The organism is Legionella quateirensis (assembly GCF_001467955.1).
Lineage (GTDB): Bacteria > Pseudomonadota > Gammaproteobacteria > Legionellales > Legionellaceae > Legionella > Legionella quateirensis.
Genome location: NZ_LNYR01000002.1, coordinates 37,546 through 56,465, shown reverse-complemented (window position 1 = coordinate 56,465; position 18,920 = coordinate 37,546). Strand labels below are relative to the sequence as shown.

The following is an 18,920-nucleotide window of genomic DNA, read 5'->3' as shown; positions in this document are numbered from 1 at the left end:
TTAATCTTTAAAGGTACTGAAGGTACAAGTAAACATGATATAGTCAGAAGGATTTTCCCCAATACAATTTAAGATGACATCATAGGGCTCACTGGAGTTTCCTGAACGAATATATTGAGTATTCACTCGGATTCCACCCTTTTCTACGCATATTTCATTCATTTTAGAAAATATCTGAGATTCTAATTTAGGCTCACGTGCCTGCTCATAACTTTGATTACACTCGGGCATCTGGTCAACAGGATAAGATAAGAGAACAGCAAAGGCTTGTGTTGTGAATAACATGAGCAGTGACGCAATGCCACTATAAAATAATCTCATGATCAACCTCCATGTGCGCCATTATTGATTATGAGTAAATATTAGACTTAAAGTGACATTTTAGCAAAGTATATGCAGTTGCCTGTTGGCCAGAACTTCTAAAGGTAAAGAACCAGGGCAAAACTTTTGCATTTCTTCACCATATCGTTCTAAATGTTTAAAACGATCACCCTACGCAGGATATGAATTTTCCTCAGTATTTTTCATCATTTTAATGCTCCCTTAATAATCACTGAGTACACTATTCGACACCAAAAAATTGACCAAAATACAAGCGCTCTGGCACTTTTATATTATACTTAATATAAATTATGTGTTCTTGCTAAATTACACGAGATAAAAACTAATGACCAAAAATACCAAAAATCTTGTTTCTCAAGATGTATCCAAGCTATTAACCCTGCCTGGCTCCTATACGAAACCAAAACCTAATACTTCGTTCTCTGTAGGAGATACACATGGCAACGCTATTGTACTCATAAGGTATTTATATGAAGCGGGAATCATCAATATAGATCAAGAACAATATAATGAATTGATAAAAATATATGATGTGGATTCAATCTCCAGGCTTAGCCAATTAACCAGGATCCAATGTGATCAATTCAGGCAAATTATAATTAAAGGATTTGCAGATGCTCATGTTCCTGAGGGCATACATTTACGCTGTTTTGGAGATATGTTTGCAGACCGTGGAAGCAATGATATTTTATCGCTGATAATTTTAGATGAGCTACGGAAGCGTTTCCCAGATCAACGCGGAACTATTTTAATATCGAACCATGATAAATCGTTATTAAGTAATTACTTAAGTGGTAATTTACGCCCAGGACAAAAATTAAACCTTGAAGTACAGCCCTGCTCCTCTTTAATCCGCCTAAAAAGTTTAATAGACAACAACATTATATCTTATGCTGAGTTCGATGCCATGATGAAAACGGCTTATCTTCCTGCATTAAAATTTGTTGATTACGTACGCACAGAAGATGGTGGCATCGATATCATGGCCCACGCCCCCATAACCCCTGATATCATCAATAAAGCAATGCAACAACTCCTGCCTTCAGATCAGCACTTAGATATCTATGCGTCAGTAGATAATATCGCACTGATTTTAGACAAACTAAACACTGTGTTTGTTACAGGACTTTCAGAACCAACCAGTATCCTATATAAAGCGTTAACCAGCAAACCGTCCAGCAGCAATCCAATCAATGCGTTTATTTGGACACGTCTGGAGGAAATCAAAAAATCACCCCCAATTGAAATGCCCAAGTATAAGGTACGCTTTAGACATGGCCACGATGGTGAGCCAGGGAAAACGATTATTCATGATATTGCCTATATAGGATATAACAGCATACTGGGCAAAACGACTCCCCAACAATGGGGACACGCGGCAGTTGCGCACCTGACCATGAGTTATATTGAAAGTAACACCCAAACGCAAAACCAGGCTTTTAACGAAGTTATAGCCACTCATATGGATCCCACCATCATCATAGACGAGGATGCTGAAGCATCTATAGAAATAAAACCAGATGAGAAATCAAGCCCTTCTTCTCCTGCTGTTGTTTTAGAACATATCGATGAAAATGAGTTAATTTCATTTCAAAGTGTTGCTACCTTACGGCTCAATGCATACATCAAAGCGAGAGGCAGCTACACCGATACCGAGACAGGAGATAAACTTTGGACTGCTATAGCAGATGGCCGTAATATGGTTCGTGGCCTATTTGGAGCCCAACTCAAAGACGTACCTCAAGTTCCCCTGGCAAAACAGTTAAAGCAAACAATAAACGCAATGACTGCAAGCAACTTTGAGAAGATGTGGCCAGAAATCAAAGAAGGTTTGGATACTCTCGTGACTCAACTGCCTAAGAGCAAAGAATATACCAGCGTTATAACGACGATTGTTCAAGACTTTAATAACAGCCCCTTGAATGAAGCACTTGCCACAGCGAATAACTCTAAACAGACTTTGTGACGTTAAAATAGCCCCAATTGCCGCCTCAATGGTATAATCGCGTGTATTAATAACATAATACACGCGTTAATAATTGATCACTTAAATGGATACTGTCTAAGGGCGTGAAATGAATCACCAGAGACTTAGGAGTGATGAACAGACCTTAATAATGCAATAAAATCGTCTTTCATTTTATAGAGCAGGCAATTGGTTTTAACCTGTTCAATAAACCCCAGACGTTCAAGGCGATTGACAACGAGGATGATTTCATCCGTTACATCGTATCTTAATCGGGGTATCTGAGTATTTAATATTGCATGCTGCTCGACTACAAAAAACTCCCTTATATTTTTGTATTCTGGATTGTTTATGTCCTCTCTTAATTGACTCGTAAACTGAGGGTAATCCAGACTTATTTGATCCCACTCCAAGTGTTTATTTTTATTGACTTCATCATATTTTCTTTTAACTTTTATTTTTTGCAGAACATATTTTCCGGCTAGACCGGTAAAACAACCCAGAATTAAACCCGATACAAATGACAAATCCATAGTGATATTTTAACCTGATAAAACCACTATTATATCAGGCAAAAATAGAACAGTCTGCATTAAAATAGCATTCGGCAACGTTTGCTTGGCACCTAATTTAACTATTGCTACAATGAAATGGCATGACATGGCATCTATTGATGATTATCGGGAATTAAAAAGAAACAGATTAGATTAATCCGATAAAACTCAAAGGATGAGTTCTTTCTTTTAAAATCAAGAGAATCACATGATTAAACATATAGTCCTGTTGCAATTTAAACCAGAAATAACCGATGATCAAATCGGTTCTGTCCTGAACCAACTCGGCAGGTTAAATTCTGAAATTCCAGCTATGAAACAATTCTCATTCGGTGCGAATTGCAGCCCTGAACAATTAAATAAAGGCTTTAACCACGCATTCGTTATGGAATTTTCTGATATCAAAGGCAGAGATGACTATTTGAATCACCCCGAGCATATCAGAGTAGCGCAGGAACTCATCGTACCCATTTTAAAAAATGGTCTTGAATCTGCTATTACCATTGATTACGAATATTAAAATTATTCATAACTCCCAAGCTACTTCATCCTGAGCGCGTCTTTATGCGCGAAGGATCGCATTGCGCTTATTAGTACGCTCCAATAATCGTTTTGCTTAGCGCAAATAAATCTCATCATGTGTACTAAGCTCTTTTTTTTTTGATAGTAAAAAATCGTTGCATTCTATTTCTTACTATTCAATTCTATTGTCTATTTTATGTGCTAAATTTAAAGTATCCTTTGCAAAGGAACTTTCATCATGCAAATAAAATATATCAGGATGCTCCTGGTACTGAGTTTAATACCTGTTCAATCTGCATTAGCTTCTGAACTGGAAGATCAAGAGCTCTGCATACAACAAACGGTACAAGCCTGTATGACTCAATGCGAAAAATCGAATGATATTGCCTGCTCAGATGCGTGTCAGCAAAATGCTGAAAATCAATGTATTGAGGCAGGGGAATAATAAAAAGATCAATTATTCAGAGATACGTTATCGCGAACGAGAAACGTCATCCCGAATAGAAAACGTCATCCCGAATGTAATGAGGGATCTCCTGAATGTGGTACTGTGCCTGCATCAGGAGATCCTTCACTGCGTTCAGGATGACGAAACTTAACCGTCATCCCGAGTGTAACGAGGGATCTCCTGAATGTGGCATGGTGCATGAATTGGGAGATCCTTCACTGCGTTCAGGATGACGATAGTCTTGGAGTAAAACACGTCACGTCGTCCGGAATAGAAATCGTCATCCCGAATGTAATGAGGGATCTCCTGAATAGGGCACTGTGCCTGCATCAGGAGATCCTTCACTGCGTTCAGGATGACGGAAGTCCGAGATCATTGAGAAGTTACGACAATCCCGATTAATTATTAGATAAACCAGGGAATGAAGAGACCATTTCCTCTTTATCCATGCTTAATATCCTCAACTGGCCAGCAATTTTCACCCAGGAAAATTTATCATAAGATGCGTCTCCAGCAGGTCGATATGAAGATAATGAACCATTTTCTATCACACTGTTCAGTTCATCTAACAAGTAGGAAGCAAAAGAATGATTATTATATCGCGTTTTATCATCCATAAAGAAATGAGACAAATTCAAAATCATTGAATCAATAGCGTCTAAACCCTTTATTTGTTCACTGAGTTCTGCTGCCTTATCAATTCCTTCAGAACCATGTCGCCAACCAGTCAACCAGCCAGATTCATGGCGTGGATTTTTTCCCGTTTTGATGTGTGATTCATAACGATCTTTAGCCCGATCTATCGCTTTTTTAATCTGATCGATAACATTCAAATTGGAATCAGAATGACTTTCCTCGCCCTGATTTTCCTGATTTTCCGAAAAAAATTGACGTTGGAAACGAGTAGGAGGTTTATGATGAGGGATAGGTCTTGATTGTGTAGGGTGTGTTAAGCGTGTTGCTGATTCGGTTGGTGTATATTCCCGTTGATTAATCACTTCGGTATCTTTTTTATCTGCTTCGACTAATGCTGAAATTTTTGCCAATAGTAACTCATCTCTTCTCTTGGCAACTAATCCTTTTTCAATATTAAAATTGTTATCAACACTATCAGATGTTGGTTTTTTTCCATCGTGGCCCATAGTAACTCCTTATCCCTAAGTAACTGACTCACCAATTTAAATTGGTACGACTTAACTACGAAATAATCATATAGACTCTTTTTTTACTATGCAACCTCACTACTCAGCCTGGATTGTATTAATTTGATTTCACTTGAAATTTTATACAGACGATTAAAACAAGTAATTATTGAACCTACAGCGATAATGTACAATCCACAATAGATTATGGAAAAAGTACCGTTCATCAAATAAATCACATATTGCAGAACAGCACATAAAGAACAAACAAACATGCGATGCTGTTTGGCCATAGGACCGCTAAAATAAGTTTTGGTTCCAAGAGAACGCCCTAACACTCGTATATAAGCAGTCATCATTGAAAACACCACACAAACCCAACCAAGCTGCACGGCAAATGGCATATTTTGAACCGAATAGCTAAAACCGAGAATAATAAATAAATCCGCGAATCGATCAGGCAGATCATTAAAGATATCCCCTAGATATGATTTTTTTTCGTATTCAATCGCTACCATTCCATCAAAAAGATTACACATTAATCTCATTTGAATAAAAAAAACGGCAAGCAATAATAACCATGGGTGATTAAAGGAATAATAAAAAGCGATCAGTGCCAATACAGACATGAATACACTGAACATTGAAATTTGGTTGGGAGTTATTTTAGTTTTTGCCAAAGCTTTTGCAATTGACCTGGCCCAGCTAGCATTGCGGGAGTTAATTTCTCTTCGTTCATTCATTGTATTGATATCCCTGTATAACCCATAAAAAGCTATTCCCATTCACGTTCTGGAATTTCCAATTTTAATTCATTAAATGAACTTCGTACTGTATCAACCATATGAGAAAATTCCACGCGGCTTCCAGAAAACGGTTCACCAACGATAACGTCAATCACAAAAGGAACCAATAATCGCTCGTCTTTAGGTAAGGATTTACCCAGACCATAAATATAAATTGGATAAACGGGTATATCAGGGTTAGCATTAAGCAAATGAGCAATTCCTTTTTTAATCTCACTCAATTTTTCAGGTTCCCCACGTGAACCTTCAGGATAAAAAATAATGATTTTTTGTTCATTAATTGCTTCCTGAACTTTAAACAAGGGATCGGTTTTATTTTTACCACTGTTGCGCGATATGGGGATAATTCCAATAATTTTTTGCGAAAACCAGGACAGAATCGGTTTTTTTAAAAAGTAATCCGCAGCGGCTACAGGTTGAATTATTTTCTGTACTTTCCAGCGGAACAAACTCATTAAGACCATAGTATCCAAATGAGAATTATGATTCGCAACAATAATAGCCGGTCCTTGGAGCGGCAACCGTTCTCTATGTGTTACATTCAAACCAAGTATCACATAGATAAATGGACGAATAAAAATTTGATAAAAAATAAATCGCAGTACAGTATTCATTAGTAGTAAAAATATCTCATGTAATGAAAAAATAATGGCGCCGTATAAATAACGCTGTCCATACGATCAAGAATACCCCCGTGTCCGGGAAGTAACTGACCGGTATCTTTTATCCCCAAATCTCGTTTTACAGCAGACATCGTCAAATCACCAATAAAACCGGAAACAGAGATTATCAACCCAGCACCCAAAGCCATATACCAGTTAAATGGAGTTAAATAGTTGCCCAGTACCACCGCAAGAATACAGGTTGTAAAAACACCACCTAAAAAGCCCGCCACTGTTTTATTCGGACTGATTTCAGGAATAATTTTGCGCTTACCCAGGCATTTTCCCCATACGTATTGGCTGATGTCATTTAATTGGGTCAATACGATCAGATACAGGATGAGACTAATCCCCTTATTTTGCCAATCTTCATCATTTGGCAGAACTCCAAGATAAGCGATATGAGACAGACAAAATACAGTCATCATGACGCCCCACTGCATCGTTCCAGAAGCTTTTAAAAAACCCTTGGTCTGCTTTAAAGTAACCATACGCATGGGTAATAACAGGAACATAAAAATTGGAATAAAAATAATAAACATGCCATACCAGTGAATGCCAATCCAATAATATTGCAAGGGTATTGAGATATAGGCGATAAAAATAATACGTCTATCAACTCTACGAGTTGGAATGATGGTCATATATTCTTTCAATGCGAGATAACTGACAAATCCAAAAAAACACAACATCAGAGTGGTATTGATAGCAAGAGCCAGAATTAACAAGAGTATCATCACCCACCAGGACTGCATGCGCTTGTCCAGCTCGACCCAATTGGCTGTTGATAAACGGGGTTTAAGAAGAAAGATGATCAGACTGCTTAAAGACATCAAAACAAACAAAGACATAAACGAGTACATGTTGACACTACTTAAATGCATATGCGATCCATCAGTTCCTTATGGTGAAGTGTATCTGTCGACAAAGTCGTCTTCACATCATTCCATTATTAATTATCCGTGTAAATTACATCATTCAAAATGTGTCAGGTGTTTCATAGCGATTAGCACAAATCCCCGTAACATCTCAATAACCACAGGGAACGTCTTCCCGAATGCAATGAGGGAGATCCTACACTACGCTCATGATGAAAAAATTCCCAGATTTTTTAAGAAGATAGGAATAATTTCATGAAGCAGTGTAATCGAGTCTCGTTGCAGATTCAACTGATATTCAGTTAACTTGCTATACTAATAAAGTTAAAATTAAAAAGCGATGCAAGTAGTCCAAAGATGAATAAGTACAAGGAGAAGTGCCAGATGGAATCCTGTAAACGATTTTTAATCGCTTTCGTTATCAGCTCGCTCACTCTGCTTATCCCTGCCTCTGCAGGAGCTGTAATTATTCTTGAAAGCACTTATAAAAAATCAGGCTTCAAGCAAGCCGAAGCTCTTGCATTAGCGCCACAATTCTCATCGTTGATATTTCTCGAGGGTGAATCAGAATCAGGTTCCGGTAGCTGGATTGGCAATTATAAAGGACATGGATATGTCTTGACTGCCGGGCATATGTTTCTGCCAGAAACCAAGGCCTCTGATTATTCGTATCAAACGATAGATGGATCAGAATATCATGGAGAAGCTGTTTTTGTTCATCCCTTATGGAATGAAAATCCGGACGATAGAACAGGTTATGATTTTGCGATTGTACGTTTAAAAGAATGTGTAAGCGATGCAGGTACGCAACCGGCCTTGTATGAAGGTTCTGCTGAACTCGGCAAGATGCTGACCTTCATCGGTTATGGATGGCGTGGAGCCGGAACAAAAGGAGAAGACACGTCCATTGATACTGGCGATCGACCGGCTGCTGCCGTTGGATTAATTGAATCAGTCATCAAAGCTGTAGAGCCGCCACCTAAAAAAGGAGACGCAGGGAACTATCTGGAAATTTGGTTACCCAAAGAAGACGGCTCCCTGGACAATCCTTTTAATGATGAAGGGATTAACCAACCGGTCTCTCCTCTTTCGGGTATTCTTGGTTCTGGAGACAGTGGTGGCCCTGCATGGATTAAGACAGAAAACGGTTGGGCAATCGCAGCAGTTAATTCACATGGCAGCGGCAATGCGGCTTATGGGGATATGTCCTGGTTTCCCCGAATAGGTCATGTCCGTGACTGGATTAAAAAAATTATGCCAGCAGCTCGATTTATCAAATAACCTGTCTGTCATTCGTTTACATCCAGTTAAAGATAAGATCGTAAAACCAAAGTGTTACGTCTTTAATTAATGCTGACTATGATATAGAGCAATCAATTCTTTACTTGATGTACAACCCAATAACTCCATGGTTTTGGCAATAGTCCCCTCTACCGTTCTATGCGATATATTCATGGCTCGCGAAATCTCTTTAGAACTTTTTCCTTTTGCCAATAATTTAAGACTTATAGCCTGTTGCTCTGTTAAATGTACCGGACTATGCAACACTTTATGAAAAATTATTGAGTCTTGCTTATCTAATTGAACTTTACCCGTTTTTTGTTTTATATCACCAGAACTTAACGCGTACGCGCAAATGCGTGCTACATGTTCTTCAAGAGCATTATCATCGCTATCAATTGATACAGTAGCGACCTGTTCAAATAATGGATCACGTTCATGATGCATGCCATCCAGGAATGCTTCAAGATCCGCTACGGGTAATAATGAGACAGGATTGCGAGAAGTTCGATCAATTTGAACTGCTGTACTAACCTTTATAAACACAACACATTCTGAAGAAAGCATCTTTCGATTTCGTTCGCTGCAGACAATACTTGCATCTGTAGCTACTACTATATGTTCTTTAGAAATAAGATTAGCGATGATATCCGACTGACATTGAAGCAATTTTTGTTCACCTTCTTTGCCCACTACCTCATTTAAGTGTCGTCCGATACGGAATTCAAGTCCAAAATCAGCATCCAGAAACTGCCATCCAAGGTGTTCAGCCAGCGTTTTGGCAAGCAGCGTTTTACCGGCTCCAGGATGGCCTACAATAAAAATACGTTTATACTGATTCATAATCTTCGCTCCCTTGCTGAACCCTGAATCCGATTCAAAGGTTCTTAATTTAGTTTAGATACTTAAATTATAAAAATACGATAAAAAAGTATCAATACGTAAAAATACGCAACAATAAAGTCAAATAATGGCATAGGTGAGTTCAAAACAAAGAAATGGCTAATCAAGTACTTTTCGCTATCTTCGCTCGCTTAAACAATTGTGGTGCGTTCTGATGCAATTATCCAGTTCAGGATCAATCCTTGATTTTTGTTTTAATACTCGTCATAGTGCGAATGGCAAAGCTATAGCCGTTAAGTTTGATGTCATCAATCTTAAATAATCAAATGAGCACTGTATTATTAGATTAAGGAGTACAATATATGGGCAATATTATTCGATTAACATGTGCGCTATTGCTGGGCGCTCCCTCTATTTTATTTGCAGCCGATACGCTTATTTTTGCAGTCGATATTATTCGTCACGGCGATAGAACTCCGATTACTCTATTACCCTCTGTTCCGTATCAATGGCAAGATGGCCCAGGCCAATTAACCGCAGAAGGCATGCGACAAGAATATAACCTGGGTGTAGAGTTCAGAAAAAAATACATAGAACAAACCCACCTGTTGCCTGAACATTATGAATATGGAACTCTTTATGTTCGTTCTACAGATTATGAACGCACGCTAATGAGCGCACAGTCCTTGCTCTTAGGTCTATACCCTCAAGGAACAGGACCAAAAACAACAGAGTCCTCAACACCAGCATTACCCAATGGATTTCAACCCATCCCGATTTTTAGTGCTCCATCGAAATATGATGAGATCATTTTGCAACGTTTAAGCAGAGAAGAGCATGATAAGCTCATGCAACAATACGTTTATTCAACCAAGGAATGGCTACAAAAAAATGAGGCACTAAAAGATAAATACCCGCTCTGGAGCCAGCTGATAGGTTACACGATCACGTCATTAGACGATCTGCAACCTATTGGAGATACTTTATATATTCACCAGATACATAACGCACCTATGCCTGCAGGATTAAGTACTACTGATATTGAAACAATTATTGATGCCAGTAATTGGGCATTTATGGCTCAGGAACGACCTAAACAAGTAGCCAATGCGTACAGCACCAAAATAATGACCAACATAGCGAAGTTTCTTGAGAAAGGCAGCAAACAAAACTCCAAACTAAAATACGTATTATTATCAGCCCATGATACGACTGTTGCAGGAGCATTGAGCTTTTTAGGCGCCCCACTGTACAAAGCACCACCCTATGCCTCAAACCTCAACTTCTCGCTCTATGAAAGTGGCAGCAATTATTACACAGTAAAAGTCACCTACAATAATACACCAGTTTCCATTCCTGCTTGTGGCGGTACAGTATGTGAATTACAACAGTTCATAAATCTGATTAAAGACACAACTGATGTTCAGGATGACGTTTTTTCACAAAGTTATTAAACAGTTACAGCGATTAATGAGTGTTGCACCTGGAATTAAAAAGCGCCGATGGCCAATTCTTATAAAACTTGGCCATCTATTTGTTATTCTTTTTCAAAAGCTTATTTAATTGTTCTGGCGGTAGTGGTTTACTAAAGTAAAATCCTTGATACATATCACAACCAATTTCCTTTAAGAACTCAAGCTGTTCTCTGGTTTCAACACCTTCGGCAATTGTTTTTAGATTTAATATTTTTGTCATCGCTACTATTGCTTTTACAATAGAGTTCGATGTTTTATCTTTGTTAATTTTATCGATAAAGGATTTATCTATTTTTAGAGTATCAAAATTAAACGTTTGTAAATAAGAAAAAGCAGAATACCCCGTTCCAAAATCATCAATAGAAGTTAATACTCCCAGGTCTCCCAAAGAATTAATAATACGGAACATTAACTTTTCTTGCATCAACATGCTTTCAGTAATTTCTATAATAAGATTACGAGGATTAATTCCTGTTTCATTTAGAATATTGATAACCATTTTAATAAAATTATTATTCAATTGATGGATTGATACATTGACACTGACGTAATGAATTCCAGCATGTTCCCATAACTTTATCTGCTCACAAGCTGTCCTAAGTACCCACTCGCCAATGGATAAAATCAAATCGCTGCGTTCAAGTAAAGAAATAAATTCTGTAGGAAGTAAAATTCGTCCATTAGGTTTCTTCCAACGAACCAATGCTTCAACACTCTCAATTTTATTGGATTGAATAGTAACTATAGGCTGATAATATAAAATAAATTCATTATTTTTTAAGGCGGTGTGCAGTTGATTTTCCAACATCATTTTTTGTTGCGCTTTTTTTCCTAAAATTTTAGATGCATATTGATATCCATTTCGTGTACTTTGCTTGACTGTATATAAAGCTAAATCCGCTGCTACATACAAAGTTGCTGCATCCTTTCCATTATCCGGGTAAAGACTGATTCCTATGCTGGCGGATAAATAAAACTCCTTTTGATCAATAACATAAGGTAATGCAATGATGTCTAAAATTTTTTGGGCAATATGACTGATCTGCGCTTTGGACTGGATTTGTGGAATCATAATGACGAATTCATCTCCACCAAAACGGGATATAAGATCTGTTTCACGTACTACTGACTGTAGGCGATGCGCCACTTCCTGTAACACCTGATCCCCTTTGGGGTGGCCCAATATATCATTTATGCTTTTAAAATAATCCAGATCAATATATAGAAAAGCGACGAGCTTTCGATTTATTTTTGCCTCGTCTATTGCATGATTTAATGCAGAATCCATTGTCGCTTTATTAACTAATCCAGTAAGAATGTCATATCTTGCCAAATGCACTAACTCATCTTCCATGCGTTTACGTTTTAAAAAGGTACCGATTTGTTTGCCTATGATTTCAAATAAAATCATCATAGGAACATCGGGTTGAGTCAGATGGTGACCAAAAAAAAGCAGCACACCCAATACATCTTCACCAAAGAGAATAGGAATACCTAGCGCGCTGGTTAATCCATTGTGCTCTAATAATATTCTGCGCGCCACTTTATCCGATTTGGACAAATCATTAAGCCAATAAGTGCGTTTCGTTTCCCAAACATATCCTGGAATACCTTCTCCTCTCAGGAACGATAGCTCGTGACTCACTTTGGTAAATTCAGATGGCATATTATGCGTACACCAGCTCGCAGCATGAATTAATTCATCATTTTTTATATCCAAAGCCCATATTTCACCTACTTGAAAATCTAATAATTCACAAATCGTTTTTAAAATATTATGTGCTACATTCTGCAAATTATTCATCTCTGCCAAAATAGTAGCTACGCGTAGTTGAATTGCGGATCGCAGATCTATTTGTTTTCTAATAGTAAAATCCAGAGCCATTATCGCGGTGCCTATAATTGCATCCATTTTATCTTTTATTGGCGATGCATTAATAAAACAACAAATGTGTACTCCATTTTTATTTATTAAAATAAATTCATGTTCGGTAACGAAACCACCTGATTGAGTGTGATGTAACATTTGCTGCATCAGATATTTATGTTCTTCAGGTACTAAAATATAAACAGACTGCCCAATAGCTTCTTGTTCTGAATATTGAAACAATTGTTGTGCCGCATGATTCAGATTTCTTATTAACCCGTCATTATTTATACTGATAATGGATTCATTGGTATTTTCTATAATACTGGTGTAATCACTAATCATTAATTCATTATGTTTCCTTTCCAAGGCATACAATATTGCTCTTGCCAAAAGATTCCCATCAAAAGTGCCTTTTATAAAATAATCTTGCGCACCCTCAGCTATTGTAGCTAAAGCAACATTCTCATCTTGTAAACCGCTTAAAATAATAATAGGGATATTAAAGGCAAAATTATTAATTTTTCTGTACGTATCGATACCGGAACAATCCGGTAAACCTAAATCCAATAAAATAACATCTACATTCTGCTCTTTGAGAATGCTAGTTGCGGATGCAATTGAATCCGAAGGAATCAATTCAAATTGTGATGGCTTGAATTCTTTTAATAATTCCTCTATCAAGCGAATAAATGCAGGATTATCTTCTACCACTAATACTTGAATATGAGTGTTCATCATCATTTTTGGGGTGGCAAAGTAACTATGGTAAACCAGAATGATTCAATTTTTTTTACGACATCCATAAATTGATTCAAATCCAATGGTTTTCTAATATAACAATTCACATGGTGTTTGTAAGTTAGCAAAATATCCTCTTCGGCTTTTGATATCGTCAGGATTACAATCGGAATTGTCCGCAACTCAGGATCGTCCTTGACCTCTTTTAGAACTTCTCTACCGTCTTTTCTTGGCATATTAAGATCCAGTAAAATTAAATCCGGTTTGGGGACTTTCGCATATTTATTTTCTTTCCTTAGAAACTCCATTGCTTCTACACCGTCATTCACTATATTCAGATTAACCGCGAGTTTATTCTCTTTTAAGGCTTCCTGAGTCAAGCGAATATCAGCAGGACTGTCTTCAACTAATAAAATTTCTATGGGTCTTAAAAAATCCATTATAAATCTCCTTAACCAGGAATAGTAAAATAAAAAGTAGATCCCTTATTCACCTCAGAATCCACCCATATCTGTCCTTTATGCCGTTGAATTATTCGTTTACACAGAGCAAGTCCAATGCCATTACCAGAAAATTGGCTACTGACCAATCGTTTGAAAATAATAAACAGTTTGTCTTTGTATTGCATATCAATACCAATTCCATTGTCTTTAATGCTAAAAAGCCAAACATGTTCTTTTTTTTCTATGGAAATCTTGATTTCTGGAGTCTGATTCGGTTTCCGAAATTTTATAGCATTAGAAAGTAAATTCTGGAACACGACGACCAATTGATTTTCATCCGCCATCAAAACTGGAAGATCATCACTGACGATGACTGCTTTTGTCTCATCAATAACCACCTTGAGATTATCAATGGCTTGCTTTAATACCTTATTACAATCAGTTTCACTAAAGGGATTACCTTTGGTTCCTACGCGTGAGTAAGCAAGCAGATCCATAATCATGCGTTGTAATTTTTCAGCAGCATTAACTGCAAAAGCAATAAATTCGTTAGCATCTTGATCCAGATGGTCTTTATACCGCCGTTCGATTAATTGCAGATAACTGGTTATTACTCTTAGGGGTTCTTGCAAATCATGAGAAGCGATGTAAGCAAATTGTTGCAACTCTTCATTAGATCGTTCTAAATCCTTTGCATAAATCAATGTAGTTTCTTCAGCTTTTTTTCGTGCGGTGATGTCTCTGGCGGCAGCAAATATCCCTGAAATAGCACCACTTCTATTTTTATAAAGCGATGCGTTATATAAAACATCAATTTTATTTCCAGTAACAGACTGAATGGTTAATTCATAATCCTTCACGAATCCATTTTTAAATACTTCTTTATACCCTTGATTGGCGCGTTGGGGATCAGTAAAGTATTGAGAAAAATCACTACCTATCAATTGATCCCGTGATACACCCGTTTCTTTAATAGTTGCCTCGTTTACATCCATTATTTTACCATCATTGTTAATAGTGACTAATGGATCAAGACTGGCCTCAATTAAACTGCGATTATAGGATAATGCTTCATTCAATTGTTCCGCCGTACTACTTTGTTTATGGATAAGATCATCCATGTCCTGAGTAATTTTCAGAGTCAGCTTCGACAGCAACATGCTAATAATTATGGTAGATAGAACACTTAAAAAAGCTGCAACAAGAGCATATCCTCTAAAAGATGAGAGAAAAAATACATTAATCCAAGCCTGTACAATAAACAAAACAATTATAAATGGCACAAGAACTCTCATAAATTGAGCATACAAAGAGGAACCCGCGAATTGGCTTAAAGGGGGATAGCGTGTTCCGTTAGCACTTATCATTCCTATCGCAAGAAAAAAAGCACAAAGAGAAGCGGGAAGAGCTGTTGTGGTAAACTGATGACCGCCAGCATAAACCAAAAGAGGTGCATTATAGAGATATCCCAACACATTACCCAAAGAAATGACTATTGTGATGATAAGCATCCACGCAGCTGTAACTCTCATTTTTTTGGAGTTTTCATTGAAAATAAAAAATAATAAAAGAGCAGTACCAATCAATATTAGTACGATTAATGTCACTGGCGATATAGGACTTACTGCATAGTTCCCCAAACTGATTGACGTTATTAAAAACCATTTCTCTAAATTTAAATGCATCCCAGTGAGGCCATCTATCAACATGATCCATGCGATAGCTACGACTGCAATTGGAATAATTAGAGCAAAATAATAAAACACATTATTGCGCGGCCTGAATATATAGAAAAGAAATACCAAATTAAGAAGAAGCATATTGAATGCTGAGATTAAATTCATGGGTTTATAACTGAAACCAAACTGACTAAAAATAAGAGTATCTGTTAACCAGCCAAAAATTACAGCGCACGATACAATAGTAGAAACCAAAGTGCAGACCACAGAGATTATTTTTAATCGTTGTATACTCTTTGTATCAGAACGCACAAAAAACGCTCCTTAAATAACCTGTCAATTATCCAGGGGACTTAAGATCTCCTGAAACAGGCATAATGCCAGTATTGGGAGATCCTTCACTGCGTTCAGGAGGACAAACTTCCCAAGAGTATTGAAAAGTTTCTGCCGTAAGTCCCTATTATCCTTAAGTCACTTAAAATTGAAAATACTCTATTTTTCTGAATTTTAAATTCTCTAGATTAAAATATTAGACTATTATTGAAAAAATTGCTTTCGGGATAGCTCCTGTGCTCACTGTGACTGAGTACTAGAAGGTTATACAGGAAGTGTAAGTGCTATTGAGAAGTACAGAGACAGAGCACAAACAGATACTGAAATTTAGCCAATAACAGTACCTGTTTCATTTGCTTTATTAATTACAATTTTGGATACAATTGTCTTTGGTATCCGAACAACCCAACATGCAATCAGTATCACCATTGCAGCCTTTTTCACATCGCTTTTGCGCAACACTGCATCCGGCCTGACAGGCTTCATCCGCCATCGCAAATTCTATTGAAGTGAAAAATAGTGCTGATCCCAGTAATATAGAGAACCCGAAGCTTCTGGCTAATCTGCTATTATTCATAAAATCTCCTTGTAAAAACTCCAATGTACTGTGTCCTGAAACAGTGATTTGAGTCCACAGCGAGATAATTATAGTACATATTGATAAAATAAATACCAATAAAGTAGCGCAACAAACGGCCATGTAAATAGCCGTCTTTGCGAGCAACGCGAAGCAATCCACAACGGAGCCTTATTGGATACGTATTCAGCTTCACTTCGTTCGCAAAGACGAACATTGATACTGAACAGTAGAAAATAATACTCACTAGAACAATGAGGGGATTACCCCGCCCGTGATAGCGGGGCATTGACAAAAAGGATGCTTTAAAATCCTTTACCTACGCAACTGGCACAATAACTATCAATAAATAAAGCGACCTGTTCCAGATGTTTCATTGGTTTTATGTTGTTCTCTCCAGGCAATATTTGAGCAATATAGGTCATCGTCTGGTTTTTAGGGTTATAAGCAGGCTCGGATAACTGCACGATAATATTCACTTGATTGTTTTTTAATAAATGCACATTCAACGCACTTAGAGCGGCATTAGGTGCCATTTTATTAAAACCATCCGGTGTATTATTATTAATCCATTTATTGACGAATTGTGCAGTTGGATATACTCCAGTGATGCGATTAGGCCTATCAGAAAAATAATGCACATATTCACCTGAATTCTTTAATGTTAATTGGTAAAATCCGGCTTTTCCTTTAATAGGCATTAAAGATCCGTATTTTCCTGTTTGCACAAACATGTAGTTCACATTGGTGTTTAGCGTGTTTTCTGTGAGTGATTTGGCTTGAGCAAATGGTGATACAAGTACCGTGACAAGCGCAAATAACGCGATTAATAATTTGTTCATCTTAGTTCTCCAGTTAATTAATTCTTAATTCTGTGTTTAACGTATTTGAATCCGTCGAGTCATCAGATTTAGCTGCAACTGCAGCTGCCCTTAAGATGGGGCTGGATTGTCCAATTAATCGTGCATAACTTATCGGCTCCTCTTTATTTTGGGATTCACGCACTATTTCTGTTTGTTCATCAGGATCACATTCTTCATGTTCTTCATCGCTGAGTTGAGACTGTTCATCATCCGATGAACGCTCTTCTGGTTCAGAAGATGCATCATCAACTGAAGAAGTTGAGTCACTTAAACTACTGGTATCAAGCTCGAAATCTAATGAAGTTTGAGAGTTTGAGCTACTGTAATTGCTATCAACAGTACTTGTGCCATAAGTTGTACTATTTATTGAATTGAGCGGAAGTTCTTCATTCACCACCAGTTCGGAAGCCGATATAGAGGATTCAAAATAGGGATTCAGAACATTCTCAAATTTGTTGATTAACGAAGGACTAGCCACCCAAAGATACTGAAACAAATTAATCATGGTTACCAGAGCGGGAATCATGGCAGTCCACAAGAGGGTTTGCTCTTCAATCACATCACCATAGATTTCTTCGGCATGAGGAGAAAAATAAAAGGTACCCGCAAAAGCAAGACATAAAGTAAAAAGTTGTGCTGCTGTTAATGCACCATTAAAAATCACGGCATCTTTTCGTTCCTCAGGATTAGGTCTGCCAAGCACATATCCCCCAACTACTCCAGCGGCCAAGGTAATACCCCAGCGCAAGTAATATTCCAAATTGGCCTGAGTATCCACCTGTGCCAAATCCATGGCGGCCATAGTGACTCCGTGGATACTTGATGCTGATTTCATTACAGCCGAAGCCGTTAACATAAATGGATGAGTGACTATTTCATTTATCCACGATTTTTCACGCTCCGGATCTGCAGCGTTGGTTTTCAGATAATCTGATTGCAGTGCTTGTATTACTCCTAACAAACCACAAAACGTAATTATAATAGCAGCTGACCAGTTGGGAATTAGTACGTCGGAACTTCGTGGTTGGTCCTGAATTAATTGAATAAATCGCGTCAAAATCTCCATGGTCATTGGAAGACTAAACGTCGTAGCACCTAACCCAGACATGACGGATAAAGCAACTCGATTCGATTCTTTAACTTCCTCAATTCCTACCGCATCTAAAGCACCAAGAGTTGCATAGGTTGCGGCCACAGCAGGGATTTGATACTCAGCCAATATTTTTTTCATTTGCGGAATCAGATTTGGATAACCTTGCAATACCGTAACTAGCAAATCATACATGGCATTGGATGAAATAAACCCTGCGCCTACAGGCATAAGCCACCGTTGGTTGCCCGCAACCCCAAGGTCACGAATTCCAGACAAAACAGAGCATTGTTCAGGTTCTGAATGATAATCAGCCAACTCAAGATCTGTTAAGAAATCAATTGATGCTTGAGAACTGCTACTCGTGTTCGTGTTATCATTATCTGGCATGATTAAGATACCTCCTGC

18 protein-coding genes are annotated in these 18,920 nt (G+C 37.7%); 5 read left to right on the top strand and 13 right to left on the bottom strand.

Annotation, left to right across the window (positions count from 1 at the left end):
- Positions 1-321 (bottom strand): hypothetical protein, encoded by a 321-nt coding sequence (locus Lqua_RS01230; RefSeq protein ID WP_058472500.1) that lies wholly within the window; start codon positions 319-321, stop codon positions 1-3.
- 346 nt (positions 322-667) lie between these two features.
- Here Lqua_RS01230 and Lqua_RS01225 point away from each other — a divergent pair, with 346 nt between their 5' ends.
- Complete coding sequence (locus tag Lqua_RS01225; RefSeq protein WP_058472499.1) at positions 668-2,308, top strand: hypothetical protein; 1,641 nt, start codon at positions 668-670, stop codon at positions 2,306-2,308.
- A gap of 125 nt (positions 2,309-2,433) precedes the next feature.
- Here the strand turns inward: Lqua_RS01225 and Lqua_RS01220 are convergent, their stop codons facing one another.
- Positions 2,434-2,841 carry a hypothetical protein gene (locus tag Lqua_RS01220; protein WP_058472498.1) on the bottom strand — a complete coding sequence of 136 codons (408 nt, stop codon included), beginning with the start codon at positions 2,839-2,841 and terminating at the stop codon, positions 2,434-2,436.
- A gap of 229 nt (positions 2,842-3,070) precedes the next feature.
- Between Lqua_RS01220 and Lqua_RS01215 the strand changes: the two genes are divergently transcribed.
- Together Lqua_RS01215 and Lqua_RS01210 are read left to right on the top strand one after the other, a co-directional pair.
- Positions 3,071-3,382 carry a Dabb family protein gene (locus Lqua_RS01215; protein WP_058472497.1) on the top strand — a complete coding sequence of 104 codons (312 nt, stop codon included), beginning with the start codon at positions 3,071-3,073 and terminating at the stop codon, positions 3,380-3,382.
- A 240-nt stretch (positions 3,383-3,622) separates the two neighbouring features.
- Positions 3,623-3,829, top strand: coding sequence for a hypothetical protein (locus Lqua_RS01210; protein ID WP_058472496.1), 207 nt, complete (start codon positions 3,623-3,625; stop codon positions 3,827-3,829).
- Positions 3,830-4,230: 401 nt separating this feature from the next.
- Here the strand turns inward: Lqua_RS01210 and Lqua_RS01200 are convergent, their stop codons facing one another.
- The 4 genes from Lqua_RS01200 to Lqua_RS01185 all read right to left on the bottom strand — a co-directional run bounded on the left by Lqua_RS01200 (position 4,231) and on the right by Lqua_RS01185 (position 7,326).
- Positions 4,231-4,974 carry a hypothetical protein gene (locus tag Lqua_RS01200; RefSeq protein WP_058472494.1) on the bottom strand — a complete coding sequence of 248 codons (744 nt, stop codon included), beginning with the start codon at positions 4,972-4,974 and terminating at the stop codon, positions 4,231-4,233.
- 86 nt (positions 4,975-5,060) lie between these two features.
- Entirely contained in the window at positions 5,061-5,717 is a 657-nt protein-coding gene (locus Lqua_RS01195) for a CDP-alcohol phosphatidyltransferase family protein (RefSeq protein ID WP_058472493.1), read from the bottom strand.
- Positions 5,718-5,749: 32 nt separating this feature from the next.
- Positions 5,750-6,394, bottom strand: coding sequence for a lysophospholipid acyltransferase family protein (locus Lqua_RS01190; RefSeq protein WP_058472492.1), 645 nt, complete (start codon positions 6,392-6,394; stop codon positions 5,750-5,752).
- On the bottom strand, positions 6,394-7,326 hold the full coding sequence (locus tag Lqua_RS01185) for a phosphatidate cytidylyltransferase (protein ID WP_058472491.1): 933 nt from the start codon (positions 7,324-7,326) through the stop codon (positions 6,394-6,396). Before Lqua_RS01185 ends, Lqua_RS01190 begins: the two co-directional genes overlap by 1 nt.
- Positions 7,327-7,677: 351 nt before the next feature.
- Here Lqua_RS01185 and Lqua_RS01180 point away from each other — a divergent pair, with 351 nt between their 5' ends.
- Positions 7,678-8,601, top strand: coding sequence for a serine protease family protein (locus tag Lqua_RS01180; protein WP_238585505.1), 924 nt, complete (start codon positions 7,678-7,680; stop codon positions 8,599-8,601).
- Positions 8,602-8,667: 66 nt separating this feature from the next.
- Here Lqua_RS01180 and Lqua_RS01175 read toward each other — a convergent pair whose 3' ends face one another.
- Positions 8,668-9,444: a shikimate kinase gene (locus Lqua_RS01175; protein ID WP_058472489.1), complete on the bottom strand. Its 777-nt coding sequence runs from the start codon at positions 9,442-9,444 to the stop codon at positions 8,668-8,670.
- 362 nt (positions 9,445-9,806) lie between these two features.
- Between Lqua_RS01175 and Lqua_RS01170 the strand changes: the two genes are divergently transcribed.
- Entirely contained in the window at positions 9,807-10,898 is a 1,092-nt protein-coding gene (locus Lqua_RS01170; protein WP_058472488.1) for a histidine phosphatase family protein, read from the top strand.
- A gap of 76 nt (positions 10,899-10,974) precedes the next feature.
- Here Lqua_RS01170 and Lqua_RS01165 read toward each other — a convergent pair whose 3' ends face one another.
- The 6 genes from Lqua_RS01165 to Lqua_RS01140 all read right to left on the bottom strand — a co-directional run bounded on the left by Lqua_RS01165 (position 10,975) and on the right by Lqua_RS01140 (position 18,902).
- Positions 10,975-13,530 carry an EAL domain-containing protein gene (locus Lqua_RS01165; protein ID WP_058472487.1) on the bottom strand — a complete coding sequence of 852 codons (2,556 nt, stop codon included), beginning with the start codon at positions 13,528-13,530 and terminating at the stop codon, positions 10,975-10,977.
- A complete protein-coding gene (locus Lqua_RS01160) occupies positions 13,527-13,967 on the bottom strand; it encodes a response regulator (protein WP_058472486.1) in 441 nt (146 codons plus the stop codon). The genes Lqua_RS01165 and Lqua_RS01160 overlap by 4 nt, the downstream gene beginning before the upstream one ends.
- An 11-nt stretch (positions 13,968-13,978) precedes the next feature.
- Positions 13,979-15,961 carry an ATP-binding protein gene (locus Lqua_RS17775; protein ID WP_058472485.1) on the bottom strand — a complete coding sequence of 661 codons (1,983 nt, stop codon included), beginning with the start codon at positions 15,959-15,961 and terminating at the stop codon, positions 13,979-13,981.
- Positions 15,962-16,343: 382 nt separating this feature from the next.
- Positions 16,344-16,559, bottom strand: a complete 216-nt coding sequence (locus Lqua_RS01150) for a hypothetical protein (protein ID WP_058472484.1) — start codon at positions 16,557-16,559, stop codon at positions 16,344-16,346.
- Positions 16,560-16,864: 305 nt separating this feature from the next.
- Positions 16,865-17,401, bottom strand: coding sequence for a hypothetical protein (locus Lqua_RS01145; RefSeq protein WP_058472483.1), 537 nt, complete (start codon positions 17,399-17,401; stop codon positions 16,865-16,867).
- A 13-nt stretch (positions 17,402-17,414) separates the two neighbouring features.
- The gene (locus tag Lqua_RS01140) at positions 17,415-18,902 is read right to left on the bottom strand and encodes a hypothetical protein (protein WP_058472482.1); all 1,488 of its coding nucleotides are present in this window, start codon (positions 18,900-18,902) and stop codon (positions 17,415-17,417) included.
- Between the last annotated feature and the right edge of the window lie 18 nt (positions 18,903-18,920).

What these genes read in the sequence shown, in the direction of transcription:
- Lqua_RS01230 (WP_058472500.1), bottom strand. Translation starts at nt 321, where the DNA reads ATGAGATTATTTTATAGTGGCATTGCGTCACTGCTCATGTTATTCACA.
- Lqua_RS01225 (WP_058472499.1), top strand. Translation starts at nt 668, where the DNA reads ATGACCAAAAATACCAAAAATCTTGTTTCTCAAGATGTATCCAAGCTA.
- Lqua_RS01220 (WP_058472498.1), bottom strand. Translation starts at nt 2,841, where the DNA reads ATGGATTTGTCATTTGTATCGGGTTTAATTCTGGGTTGTTTTACCGGT.
- Lqua_RS01215 (WP_058472497.1), top strand. Translation starts at nt 3,071, where the DNA reads ATGATTAAACATATAGTCCTGTTGCAATTTAAACCAGAAATAACCGAT.
- Lqua_RS01210 (WP_058472496.1), top strand. Translation starts at nt 3,623, where the DNA reads ATGCAAATAAAATATATCAGGATGCTCCTGGTACTGAGTTTAATACCT.
- Lqua_RS01200 (WP_058472494.1), bottom strand. Translation starts at nt 4,974, where the DNA reads ATGGGCCACGATGGAAAAAAACCAACATCTGATAGTGTTGATAACAAT.
- Lqua_RS01195 (WP_058472493.1), bottom strand. Translation starts at nt 5,717, where the DNA reads ATGAATGAACGAAGAGAAATTAACTCCCGCAATGCTAGCTGGGCCAGG.
- Lqua_RS01190 (WP_058472492.1), bottom strand. Translation starts at nt 6,394, where the DNA reads ATGAATACTGTACTGCGATTTATTTTTTATCAAATTTTTATTCGTCCA.
- Lqua_RS01185 (WP_058472491.1), bottom strand. Translation starts at nt 7,326, where the DNA reads ATGCATTTAAGTAGTGTCAACATGTACTCGTTTATGTCTTTGTTTGTT.
- Lqua_RS01180 (WP_238585505.1), top strand. Translation starts at nt 7,678, where the DNA reads ATGAATAAGTACAAGGAGAAGTGCCAGATGGAATCCTGTAAACGATTT.
- Lqua_RS01175 (WP_058472489.1), bottom strand. Translation starts at nt 9,444, where the DNA reads ATGAATCAGTATAAACGTATTTTTATTGTAGGCCATCCTGGAGCCGGT.
- Lqua_RS01170 (WP_058472488.1), top strand. Translation starts at nt 9,807, where the DNA reads ATGGGCAATATTATTCGATTAACATGTGCGCTATTGCTGGGCGCTCCC.
- Lqua_RS01165 (WP_058472487.1), bottom strand. Translation starts at nt 13,530, where the DNA reads ATGATGATGAACACTCATATTCAAGTATTAGTGGTAGAAGATAATCCT.
- Lqua_RS01160 (WP_058472486.1), bottom strand. Translation starts at nt 13,967, where the DNA reads ATGGATTTTTTAAGACCCATAGAAATTTTATTAGTTGAAGACAGTCCT.
- Lqua_RS01150 (WP_058472484.1), bottom strand. Translation starts at nt 16,559, where the DNA reads ATGAATAATAGCAGATTAGCCAGAAGCTTCGGGTTCTCTATATTACTG.
- Lqua_RS01145 (WP_058472483.1), bottom strand. Translation starts at nt 17,401, where the DNA reads ATGAACAAATTATTAATCGCGTTATTTGCGCTTGTCACGGTACTTGTA.
- Lqua_RS01140 (WP_058472482.1), bottom strand. Translation starts at nt 18,902, where the DNA reads ATGCCAGATAATGATAACACGAACACGAGTAGCAGTTCTCAAGCATCA.